We start from the raw sequence: 12,263 nt of genomic DNA on the forward strand, positions 1-12,263 counted from the left end.
ATTTACAGGGGGATAAATAAATCAACCAGTAATGATGGTGTCGCCTTTTAAAGCATCAACTTTGGCAAAGTATTTTTTTGCATAAGCTAATAACTGACCATCACTTGGATGATCAACCGTCTCAATACCAACCACTTTTTCAGCAATAGCATGATCATGCTTAGTAGCATGCTTCATTAAATCCAATTTTGCAGAGCCCGGCCCCACAATCAAAATCTCTTTAGATTCCATGACCGCTTGAATGACTTCATGCAAGTAATGCTGATCTGGTTCAGTACGCGCACCACTGACAGAACCACTTTTGTGATGAACATTTTTATGAGTAGACCTAGTCTTAATGACTTCGCTCTCACTTGCAGTCGGATTGAAATAAATAACGTGAGCTTCTTGATGATCAATCCAAATAACTGAGTGATTAAATGACATATTTTCTCTTTCTAATTAAAAAACGGTTTACTACAACAATAAAAATAATTAATCCAAAATCAAATCATGGCTAAATAAGTGAACAGCACCATCAATAGCATGGCCATTCAAAATCTTTTGCTCGGCTATCGAAAGTAGCTTTAATTGATGGGTCTTAAACAACTGCAATGCATTTGTTTCAACACCATCAGGATCTAAATCTTGCAGAGCCTCATAACTAAAGCTGCACTTCAGAGGCTTTCCTTCAAGCATTGCTGGGTAAGAGACATCGCCGTTATCTAAAACAGCTGCAGGACCGAGAAATTCAAGCTTCATGGGGGCTCACTTTATTAAGAATAATCAAATAACTCTAATATTTTGAACCTAATAGGAAGAGTGTACTTGATGCAAATCAACTCACCCACCCTTAACTAGCCTGCATCTAGCTTTCGTTGGGCTAAAAAGTTCTGAATAGTTCTAGCTAGATGAATATCGTGAACTTTACTTAAGGCTGCAGATCGCCTCAGAAGATCCTCTGCTGGGGTTTTAAGGCATGGGTTATTGCTCACAAATAGAATTTGATTCATCCGGTCATCCTCCACTACCAGTACGGATGGATACTCAAAAACTCGGTCGATTCGCTCTTGATAAACCTGGTTGAGCCCTGCTGCGCCAGAGAAATTAATTACCAAGACGCCATTGGGGTTTAAGCATGCCAAGCAACTGGCATAAAAATCTTCACTGCAGAGTTGGGATGCCTGCCCCGACTTGGTGTACCCATCAACCAGCAGCACATCAAACTTCTCCTCAGAGTCTCGCAAGTACGCTGCACCATCAGCCTCTAATACCTGAAAATGAGCGCTATTTTCTGGGACATGGAACTTATCTTTGAGGGCAATCACTTTGGGATTGTTTTCCAAAACTAGGATGGATGCACCTGGTAAGTAATGATGGCAGTATTTGGCAAGCGATCCACCACCCAAACCGATCATCGCAATACTCTGAGGATTTTCATGAAAAAGCAAAAAGCCCATCATCGTCTCGGTGTAGCTGACCACTAAACGAATAGGGGTCTGCATATCCATCAGGCTCTGAGTCGAGTCGCTATCAAAATAGAGCGCCTTAAACTTCTTGCTCTCTACGACATAGGGCTCACCTTGGGTGCCGTCAAACCGCTCTTTTAATTTAGAAAGGCTTTCCTTAAGGCTTTGGATTCCTGCTGAATGGATGAGCGACATCCCTCATCATAAAGCCCTTCACTAGTATGAAAGCAAAAGTATTTTCTGACAAAAAAATACCAACCCGGAGGTTGGTATTCTTTAACTAAAACTAGATTGAATTACTGAAGTGGTCTAGGCTTCTTAGTTTCTGAAACCGGAATGACCTTGCCACCCAAGACTGTTGCATACACTCCTACATCCTTGATCTTGATGGCAGGTACGGTTTGCGGGTCAGCATTAAGTACTGCGAAGTCGGCAAATTTACCCGCTTCAATACTACCTACTTTATCTTCAACCCCTAATGTATAGGCAGCATTAATCGTTACCATCTTCATCGCTTCTGCTGAAGACAAAGCTTCTGCTGGAGCCCATACTTTGCCGTCGTTATAAACATCGCGACGAGTAACAACAGACCACGCCTCCTTCAATGGATCAGGCGCAGCAACTGGGGCATCTGAATGGATGGAGGTGACGATGCCACTACGAACCAATGTACCAACGCGGGTTGCGTATGATGCTCGATCCACTCCAAGGGAGTTATATTGAAGTTTTGCTCGCTCGGATACATAAGTAATATTAGCTGTTACAACTGCGTTCAGGGCTTTAATCTTAGCCACCATTGCAGTAGTTGGAATGCCAAAGTGATTCACTGTGAAGCGATGGTCAAAGCGCGGCTTAGAATCCTGCAAAAGCTGCAAGGCATTAATGGTATGGGCATTACCCACATCACCATTACTATGAACATGAATATGAAAGCCCGCATCCCACCAAGGCTTCATAGCGGCTGAGAAATCCTGAGCTGATTTGTAAGTTGATACGCCAGCGCTTCCATTGATAAAGCTAGGATGCGCCATTTTCATAGTCTCAGGCATATATCCTGCATCGCTATAGAATTTAACGCCCTGAAAAATCAATTGATCGTTATCGTTCTGACTTAGGTTTAAAGCCTCTTGAATTGCCTGATCGCCATACTTTGCCTTAAACGGATCGGCATAGATTACGGGAACTACTCGAATTGAGCTGACAGGTGATTTAGAAAATGCCTTAGCCATTTTCATTTCAGCCTCAAGATTAAGTGACCCGAAAGCCAAATCGCCTGTAGTGGTAATACCCGCCTGTTGCATCAGATCACTCATATAGAGGTAATCATTTGGAACTTCATTTGGCTTCAAGATATCCTTGCCAGCAACTTTCATCACATACATTACGGCAGCCAAATCAATAAATTGTCCATTGAGCTGACCGTTCTTATCAATGCCTACCCCTGGAATATCTTTTACTTTATCTGGAGTAATACCATAGTGATTGATCATCCCGCTGTTGACATACATATCATGTCCAGAGCCATTCCAAAGAATGATTGGGCGAGTGCTGGAAACTTGATCTAGTAACTGGCGATCAGGTACTTTGCCCATCGCGACCTCATCCCAACCCCAAGCCAAGAGCGTTTCATTGGGGTCCTTAATATCGTTGGAGTACTTCTTCAATGCATCCATAGCCGCCGGTAGATTAGGCACGCCCGCAAAAGGAGCCCCCCAAGGGTTAGGCATTGGTGAGGGAGTAACCAAGGGCTTATTAAATAAAATTCCGCCCAATAACACGTGAGCATGAGGCTCAACAAAGCCTGGATACATCACTTTGTTAGCAAAATCACGATTAATCTGAGTTGGATACTTATCAGTCCAAGGTTTCATATCGTCCAATGAACCAACGGAAAGAATGCGGCCATCAGCAACAGCAACGGCAGTGGCATTCGGAATCGCAGGATCCATCGTGACAATTTTTTTAGCCACAAATACAGTGATATTAGAAAGCTTAGGCGTAGATGGAGGATCGATTAACTGAACTGCACTAGCTAGGCTAGAGAAGATTCCAAGAATGCCAAGAGAGATAAGTTTAGATTTGAGATTCATAAGTATTCCTGAGATGAGTCGTTTTCAAACATGATACTAAATAAGATAGCTTCAACAAACTGGGATTTGTAAGGTGTTGCTAATGTAAACACCCGCCGAAGCGGGTGCATAGTTTGTCAAAAAAGCCTAATAGGCTACATATCCCATGTTAAATAAAGTTAATGCCAAAATCCTACCAATCCCTACAAGATCTAACCTATAAATACAGGGTTACAGCTCAAAGTTATCTCTTACCACTAACCAAGCAACTCTTGAGTAACGATATCCCCTAGATTCAATTATTTAAAAGATGTCCTGTTTTCACAAAAATTGTGCAGCCCTCTTTACTAAAAGGCTGATGCAGGCTCATATGAGGGCTTCGAATCCATGAGCCAGCAGGATACCGCCCATGCTCATCTTCGAATACGCCCTCCACTACAAAAATCTCCTCACCGCCATAGTGCTTATGGGGATTGAAGTAGGTTTGAGGTGCCCACCGCACTAATGTAGAGCCTGCACCCTGCCTCATTAAAGGCATTACGGTTAAGCCTGGAACCATCCCCTGAAACCATGGCGTTGAATGTGTATCCACAATCTCTCGCTCAACTTGCTCAGATCCAAGGTGTCTCAACTTAACAAAAAGAGTGCAGCCATTCTCGCTAAAAGGCGCGTGGGAAGAGCCAGGGGGATTCATGATGTAAGTGCCAGCAGGATAGTTTCCTGTCTCATCACTAAATACACCCTCTAATACAAAAATCTCTTCACCAAACTCATGGCTATGAGATGGAAACTTTGCACCAGCCTCATAACGCACAATTGAGGTGGCCTTAGCCATCTCATCTCCTTGACGATCCAGCATCCGCCTCTCAACGCCCATAGAGGGACTTGAAATCCAGGGTAAATCATGATGATTGAGAACTACACGCTTACTGTAGTCAGAATGTATATCCATTGATAAATATTTAGATTAATTGATATGAATGTCCAAGAATACCAATGGAACAGAATTGCCGCTCAAAGAAAAACCCTCATCATCTCTGACGAGGGTTCTTTTAAGCTACTGGTCTACGCAATAGGGTACTAAACCCTAGTCATTGCAATTACTTCAAAATAACCAGAGTTGCTGTAGCTCTTGCACCCCAACCCGATGGACCACCAGGAGTATTGCTGACGTAATAGATTGGACCACCGCCAATCGAGAATGGGACACCATCAACTACAAATAACTTAGAAACTCCCGCGTAAAGTGGATTAGTCGTACGATGCGCATCATAGTTATAAGAGGCTTCCATATTGGCCGTGTAAGTCCACGCAGTTTTGGTGGTGTACGCAACAAAAGGCTGTCCATACAAATTATTCTGCGTGCCATACGTGGGATTACCGCCCACATTCCAGGACTGGTAAGCCAAAGCGCCATAGGTCCAAGGGCCATCACGATTGAGCACTACCGCAGTCACACCGGCACCAGTTTGCTGCGAGCCGAATTTTCCACTGTTACCGGATGGTGATTGCGCATAAGGGCCAATACCCCAAATCCATGAGGAGTTGGTATTAGGAGCATAGAAAGATTCCAGAGTCACGCTGGCAATACCGTAACCCGAGAACGCTTGTCCATTAGCAGCCTGAACACTAGTCTCTCTCACACCAGCGACGATTGGACGGACAATAAATGTATCGCCTCCACCCAAGTTAAAAGGGGCTACCGGTTGGAATAACAGGGTTTGCTCTGAGCCGCCTTGATTTTTACCAAGGCCGCGACTGAACTCATACTGAAACGGTACGGAGATCATATCAGCGATTGGGTTTGCTAATTTTTTAGCGATATCTACGCTATCTACCGCTGGCTTAGGAGGAGTCAATACTCCTGAATTCTCAACGGCAACAGTGCCAGCACGCGCAGGAATTTCTTGGGCGAAAGCAGAAGATGCAAAAGTCACAGCAGCAGAGGCTATTACTATACTTTTAATAATGTTTTTCATGGGGTTGTAATTAAAAAATTAGAAGTTAAAGGTTGCCATCACCTGCGGGCCATGGAAGATACCCTTGAGCAATGTTGAATCGTTGTTGCCGCTCTTGATCTCAAAGCCAATAGCGCGATAGGTCAAGGATAGGTCTACCATTTTGCTGAGCGCAACGCCTACACCGGTTGATGCCTGCCAAGTTTGATGATTTGGACCGCCAGCAGTACCAATATCGGCATAAAGAGGAACGTACCAATTAGAACCCAGGATGCGGTAACGGCTGTTAAAGCCGACAACACCATAAGTCGCATGCATAGCCGATGAGACATTTTCTCGCACAGAAGGATCAGCCTGCAGCGCCACATCATATGAAGTTGTCAAACCGACCCAACGCACACCAAGCAAAGCATCCACATAGGCATCTTGGTTATTGAATACAGTGTAAGAACCCATCAAGTTAAACAATGATGCTTGGAGAGTTGATTTATCACCAGCTCTATATGCCGGATCGCCTTTGAAATTAAAGCTACCTGATTTTTGCAAGGTAGCAGTAGCAAAGTCAGCCAACACGCCCCATTTACCGTAATGCGCTTCACCCGCAATCATCGCACCTGACTTGAGATTGCTAAGTAGATTATTCATCGAGATGTCGGCATTTTTAGATCCAGCGCCACCAGCACTAACAGTGGTGTTTACCTGTGGAATCCAGCCGTATGGAGAGACTGAAAAACGCCACTCATCTGTAACTTGAGGAATTGGTGAAAAAGCTTCTTGAGCGTGGGTAGTACCAGCAGAAGCAAACAATGCTGAAGCCGAAAGAATGGCTAGTAGGATTTTCTTATTCATAAAAGGACTGTTGTAGTTAGGTTGAAGAGAGGTTAATTAAAGATTTGTATTTCTTGTGGTGTCTAAGTAGCTATTCAAGGAGCTGACCATAGACATGGTTGATGAAGCGGCCCAGGCAAATGAAAAAAGACCTGAAAATGCAATGAAGACAGGAATCAAATGCCAGCCTTCCGCCATTGCAGCAGGAAAATCTCCCAAGGTTGTATAGCTACTCGCACTTAAATGAAGTGCATTAAACCAGTTAGGCACAATTCCAATTAGCTGCAACGAGAGAGCCCAGATACATACGGCCCCTAATTGAGCAAGCGCAAGCAATTGAGTGCAGACAACAAAGAAAAAGGTAGAGCGTAATTTAGAAGGTATGGGGTGGCTCCCTACGGTACTTCTAAAAAAGGAAACAATCGCCGCGAAAGCAAAGCCGTCAATGGTCAATACCAGCCCAATCATGAAAATGCCAAATGCAGTCTGAGGGACTGAATTATAGAAAGCAAGATCAATGCTTGAGGTAGGCGACATGGGGTCCGGAAAGTCAAAAATCAAAACCTAGTGATTTTAGACCTGAATGATTTATATGACTGAAATATATACAAAATTTATTAGGAAAACCTGCAAAATCATTCCAATCCTTACCAATCCCTACAAGACTATATGAATATCCACCAAAAGCTGATATCCGTCGCCCCGGAGAGCCCGAAGCGACTTATCCACCCCTGCCTCCACGAATTTCTTGCGCAACCTTGCAATTCTGACCTCTAAAGTGGCTTTAGAGGTTTCATCCACAGGTTCGCTACAAATCTCCAATAGCTGGTAATAAGGCAAATTTGAGGAGGATGACTCACTTAGGGCCTTAACAATCAAAACTTCCTGCCGATTAAGATCAACCGTTTTAGCGGCAGTCAAAGTCATATTTTTGAGATTGAGGACAATTTCTGGCTTCGGCTTTTGAGTGCTAACTCGCCTAGCAATGCTGCCAATAGCAGCCAATAACTCGAAATTAGACACTGGCTTAGTCAGATACAAATCAGCGCCAGCCTCATAGCCACCAACCTTATCCTCAACTGCAGTACGGGCAGTCAGCATCACAATCGCAAGATGAGGGTGATACTTTTTATAACGCGCGGCAATACTAAAACCATCCTCGCCCGGCAAATTGACATCAGCAATCAAGATATCAAAGATATCGGCTGCAAATAATTCATCTAATTGCTTAGCTGAATCCGCGCCTTGGACAAAGTAACCTGCAATCGATATATCTTGGATCAAGATCGACCTGAGATCGTCATTGTCCTCAACAATAGCTATTTTTAAATTGGGATCCATACCGTAAATGTAATTGAGTCTTGATTGATATGGCACTTTATATCACCAGCCAAAGCATAGGTTAACTCTCGCACAAGAAATAATCCCAGGCCAGATCCACTAATCTTGGCGGCCGCAGGACCCCTGTAATATTTATCAAACACCAAGCTTGGGTCTGGGGCGCCGATAGGGCCGATCTCATTTTGAATACTGAATTTCAGGCGGAAATTATCTTCAATGCCGTCAATACTGCTGCTGATCTGAATTTTGCTATCCGGCGCTGAATATTTCGTAGCATTAATAACTAAGTTAGAAACAATGATACGCATAATATCTCGATCAGATCTGATATCAATATGATCTTCACCCAGAATTACAAATCGCCCCTCTAATTGCGTGTCTGATGTCACAGACAACAAGAGTTCTGAAAAATTAAAGGGGGTTTTATTAATCGATAAAGCATTTAAATCAAGTTGATCAAGCTGGATGCACTTGTCAATAATGGAATCAATATTGCTAACAGCCCTATTGGCAAATTCCTCGAGATCTGAACCCGTTACCTTACGATCCACAACTAACTTAAGAACAGATAAAGGAGTTCTGATTTCATGGGTCAACATAGCCATCAGCTTGCCCTGCTCTTCTCGCCGAAATTTTTCATATTCAGCTTCTTTTTTAAGAGCTTCTGATTTCAGAGTCTCATTCTTCAAGATCGCCCTGGCACGGTACTGTAATAACAAGAAGAAAATAAGTGCACTAAAGACGTTATAGAGAAGGTATGAGTGGAGCGTTAATTCTTTACCCTCCACTATGCCAAGTAAGGGCAATACCGAAACCGACCACATCAATAGATTCAAGGAATAGTAAATTCGTAAAATATTCACTGGCAGATTGATATTTTTCTGATTGTTGCTATCAAAAGTTCCGAACCATGCCGTTAAACAGAATACGCATATTGTTGCCATGACTAAATTTGCATTGAATTTCAATGATTCATTGGTATACCCAAGAAGCAGCAAAGAAATCACAAGCAGGGAGGCGATAGATAAGCCATTGAATATAAAACGGTAGGTACGCTTAAGCCCATACTCCTCAAACAATAATTTATTAGCCAAAATTGCAATGAAGGGATAGCTCACCACCACTACATAGGCTAAATAATTGATCGTAGAAACATCAATATATCGATCCAGAAAAATACGTGCATACCCAACTACAAAGAAGGTATGAAAAAACGCAAAGAACTGTTGAATCGTAAAAACACCAAGAACCAATTCACGATTCGTAAGCCAAGCGCCAAGAAGGCCCAGCGCTAAAGTGAATGTAAAAACAATGTAGCCGATGTAGAGCAAGCCATCAATGTGATCACCGCCCAAGTATTCCGCTGCTGGCATCACGTCAAATGAAAGCAAATAACTTCTATTAGACTTAACACTCAAGAAAATTTCCCGCTCTTGTTGCAAGGACCCCAACTTGAAATTATGGTTATAGGATTGAATGTCAGATTCTTTCCAGGGATGCTTAGCACCAGTAACTCTTTTTGAGACGGCGCCTTGAGGGTCAAAAAGCTGAATCGTTTCAGCGAAGGTTGGGCGTATACGTAAAACTAAATCTTGATCCGAGGGACGAATGCTTAATTTAATCCAATACGTAGAGGCGCTATAACCTTTGGCAAGCCACCCTGTATAGGAAGTAAATTTTTCGTTTCGGATCTGATCAAGACTGAGTGCATTGGTCTTGTCTTCAAAAAAGGCTTGCTGAAGAATGTAGTCCTCATCTGCCCTGACCTGACTAACAAAGGAAATGAGTGCTATTGCAACTAACGAAAGAAGTGCTTTAAGCATTAAAAGTTGAAAGAAATTTTCGCGTAACTGGACCAGTCATATTGACGATAAGTTTGCACAAGCTGCTTACTAGCTCCTACTGCAACTACCCAGTGCTTTGAAAGCCGATGAGTCACCATGGCATCAATTGGCACAAACCACCCTCCTCCAGCGGAGTTATAGACCATCCCATTCTCATCCCAAAACCGCAACATAGTATCTGGCGTTAACTGAAAACCAATTGTAGGGAATAACTGCAAACTCCTTAACAAGGCCGGCTGGCTAGGATTAGCAGTCATGCTATTGTTTTTCGTATCAAAGCCATACATATAGCGAATTAATGGCGAGAAATCGGTTACATGCAAGAGGGTGTCGATTTCTGGCTGGAATGACCATCCCAACTGAGGCCCCACTGCCCACTGCCCATTATTACCAAATGGGAAAATCACGCGCCCACCAACTAATGCACCTAGGGACTTTAATAAACCATTGTCTTGCCCCCAGATGGTGACCATGGTTTGACCAGCGCTGTACTGCCCTGAATTATTGGCAGATGATATTGAATTGAAATTAGAAGAATAAGCGGTATCCAAGCGAATACGCCCACGCCATTCACCAAGCGCTAAAGGGTTGTAATAGCGCAGCCTAAGCGTATTTTGATAATTGTCATCACCGTTGTAATTGTGATACGCCCAAACTTCCAGTACCTTACTATCTGAGAGCTGCTGAGAATCATTGTCAAATTTTGAAACGGGCACTAATAAATCTTCGGCATGTGCTGCCGAGATAAATAAGCAAAGGAGGAGTGATAAAAAATATTTCATTACTAGGGGCTAGTTACTGTTTGACGATTCTCATGTTGTCATCCTTCATGATCTTTTGAACTTCTGGAGAGCTGAGGATAATTTTTTTAGCAGCGGCTCTTAAGCGATCTACGGCCTCAGGCGGTAATGAAAACGAAGTTGGCAAGCTATTGAGGTATTCATACTCTGCTTTGTCATCCAGCATATTAAATGCGACATTAACGGCATATAAATCAATATCAGGCGTATTTACAATTTTGGCTAATACAGGGTCTTTGTTGCTAGTAAACAATTTAGATTTACGTAATTTTCGCATGCCATTCCAGCGGGCCTGAGTATCCTTCAGGGTCTCAACCTCTTCATAAGAATAGTGATCAATCGGAACGCCCGTAGCCTTAATAAGCAAATCAATACTGCCTGGGCCATTCACCGATCTATTCCAAGAGGTTTCAGGGGAAGAAAGAGAGTTGACTACCACGACAATAATTCTCTTTACGCCATCAAATGGTGTTGATAAGCCTGCGAGTTGCATGGCCTCGAGTCCCTCTAAAAATTCCAGCAACTCACGCATTGCTAGATTATCTGCAAGGCCACCATCTACTACATGTATATAGGGATTATCTTTTTGGTCATGATAGGCCTTTAAATCTTGCATTGATTTAATTAAACGCGCGGCCGGCCTTGGCGCATTGGCTGAACTTCCAAAGTAATGAAGATAATCAGGCTCAATAAATTTACACTGGCCAGCGTAATTGTTATAGGTTACCGGCGATAGAATAAAAGGTACAGCAGAAGAAGATGCAGCTGCACGCGCCAAAGGCACGCCATAAACATCTGAGCAAAGGTAGTCAAAAAAATCTTGATCAAAAGCAAAGCCAGCGCCGGAGGAAATATCGGTACCTGAGGCTAAAACAAAGGGAGAGTTGCGCTTTGGTAAATCGCCATAGGTAGCACCATGAAACAAAATCTCATCATAGAGTTCGGCAGCTAATTCAGAACGCCCCCAACCTGTTGAGGCCAAGTTGGTCCAATTTACAGGATTGACTGCTCTACTTATTAACTCCCCCTGCACATCACGCTTTAAAAAATCGGCATCGTAGAAATCAAATAGCTTTTCACCGTGTAATCCATAGGCAAGTGCGGTAAAGCTACCACCTGATACACCAGTGATGAAATTGACCTGATCGATCGCGCGCACTTTTCGACCGTTTGATTCAACCAGCTCGATATCGCGAAGCGCCTCAAGTACGCCATAAGAAAATGCAGCCGCTCTTGTGCCGCCACCAGAAAAAGCCAAGACCACCAAAGTCTCTGGCATTTTTCCATTTTCAAATCTATCTAGATTTAAGAAACGATAGCCCTTTTGCAACTCAATCTTATCTATGGCTGGATTGATTGGCCTGTTGGCGCATCCCACCGCACCTAAAAGTAAAAATGCGCTTACCAGCAGTAGGAGCGCAGATCTTGCCTTGTTAGGGGTGGCGTTTAGTAACTTCAAGAAATTATTTCAATCTAATTGCGATTAATCGACATTTAAAAATGCAAAGAAACCACCCGTAGGTGGCTTCCGATTCATTGCATTAGCAATAAATTATGGCGTTACAACGTGCCATACATTATTGACGTTATCACCAGTCTTATCTCCAGGATTCTTATCCTTTACGAAGAAATAGAGTGGCTTGCCCTTGTAGGTCAATTGCTTCTGACCATCGTTTCGAGTAATCGAAGAAAAATTTCCGGAAAGCATAATACCTGGCTCTACATAAACTGGAGGCCAATTATCTGCACACGTAGATACGCACTCTGATTTACCAGAACCAGCCTGATCTTTATCAAAGGTATAAACGGTTTTGCCATAACTGCTTGTCAAAATTCCATTAGTAACTTTTACAAAATCCGCTGAAGATGTTTTCACATCAGGCGTACCGGAGCATGCAGCTAATGACAGTGCTACAACTGCTAGCGCACAAATTTTTATTAAATATTTCATTCTTTATCCTTTACTTGTGCTGTG

Annotated in this window: 13 protein-coding genes; all 13 read right to left on the reverse strand. The window is 43.0% G+C overall.

Annotation, left to right across the window (positions count from 1 at the left end; translation table 11 throughout):
- Positions 1-21: 21 nt before the first annotated feature.
- Complete coding sequence (locus ICN14_RS04425; RefSeq protein WP_216225181.1) at positions 22-426, reverse strand: translational machinery protein; 405 nt, start codon at positions 424-426, stop codon at positions 22-24.
- A gap of 48 nt (positions 427-474) precedes the next feature.
- Positions 475-741: a DUF1488 family protein gene (locus tag ICN14_RS04430; RefSeq protein WP_216225184.1), complete on the reverse strand. Its 267-nt coding sequence runs from the start codon at positions 739-741 to the stop codon at positions 475-477.
- A 95-nt stretch (positions 742-836) separates the two neighbouring features.
- Entirely contained in the window at positions 837-1,643 is an 807-nt protein-coding gene (locus ICN14_RS04435) for a hypothetical protein (RefSeq protein ID WP_216225187.1), read from the reverse strand.
- Between the two features lie 101 nt (positions 1,644-1,744).
- Positions 1,745-3,538, reverse strand: a complete 1,794-nt coding sequence (locus ICN14_RS04440; protein WP_216225189.1) for an amidohydrolase — start codon at positions 3,536-3,538, stop codon at positions 1,745-1,747.
- Between the two features lie 274 nt (positions 3,539-3,812).
- Positions 3,813-4,469 (reverse strand): cupin domain-containing protein, encoded by a 657-nt coding sequence (locus ICN14_RS04445; protein WP_216225191.1) that lies wholly within the window; start codon positions 4,467-4,469, stop codon positions 3,813-3,815.
- A 148-nt stretch (positions 4,470-4,617) separates the two neighbouring features.
- Positions 4,618-5,496, reverse strand: coding sequence for a hypothetical protein (locus ICN14_RS04450; RefSeq protein ID WP_216225193.1), 879 nt, complete (start codon positions 5,494-5,496; stop codon positions 4,618-4,620).
- A gap of 18 nt (positions 5,497-5,514) precedes the next feature.
- On the reverse strand, positions 5,515-6,324 hold the full coding sequence (locus ICN14_RS04455) for a hypothetical protein (protein ID WP_216225196.1): 810 nt from the start codon (positions 6,322-6,324) through the stop codon (positions 5,515-5,517).
- Between the two features lie 36 nt (positions 6,325-6,360).
- Positions 6,361-6,840 carry a hypothetical protein gene (locus ICN14_RS04460; RefSeq protein WP_216225197.1) on the reverse strand — a complete coding sequence of 160 codons (480 nt, stop codon included), beginning with the start codon at positions 6,838-6,840 and terminating at the stop codon, positions 6,361-6,363.
- A 120-nt stretch (positions 6,841-6,960) separates the two neighbouring features.
- Positions 6,961-7,644: a response regulator transcription factor gene (locus tag ICN14_RS04465; protein ID WP_216225199.1), complete on the reverse strand. Its 684-nt coding sequence runs from the start codon at positions 7,642-7,644 to the stop codon at positions 6,961-6,963.
- Complete coding sequence (locus ICN14_RS04470; RefSeq protein ID WP_216225200.1) at positions 7,629-9,467, reverse strand: 7TM-DISM domain-containing protein; 1,839 nt, start codon at positions 9,465-9,467, stop codon at positions 7,629-7,631. The genes ICN14_RS04465 and ICN14_RS04470 overlap by 16 nt, the downstream gene beginning before the upstream one ends.
- Positions 9,467-10,270 (reverse strand): hypothetical protein, encoded by an 804-nt coding sequence (locus ICN14_RS04475; RefSeq protein WP_255535968.1) that lies wholly within the window; start codon positions 10,268-10,270, stop codon positions 9,467-9,469. Before ICN14_RS04475 ends, ICN14_RS04470 begins: the two co-directional genes overlap by 1 nt.
- 13 nt (positions 10,271-10,283) lie before the next feature.
- On the reverse strand, positions 10,284-11,747 hold the full coding sequence (locus tag ICN14_RS04480; protein WP_216225202.1) for a patatin-like phospholipase family protein: 1,464 nt from the start codon (positions 11,745-11,747) through the stop codon (positions 10,284-10,286).
- 93 nt (positions 11,748-11,840) lie between these two features.
- A complete protein-coding gene (locus ICN14_RS04485) occupies positions 11,841-12,239 on the reverse strand; it encodes a hypothetical protein (protein ID WP_216225205.1) in 399 nt (132 codons plus the stop codon).
- Positions 12,240-12,263: the final 24 nt, after the last annotated feature.

Source organism: Polynucleobacter sp. MG-27-Goln-C1 (assembly GCF_018881905.1).
Taxonomy (GTDB): Bacteria; Pseudomonadota; Gammaproteobacteria; order Burkholderiales; family Burkholderiaceae; genus Polynucleobacter.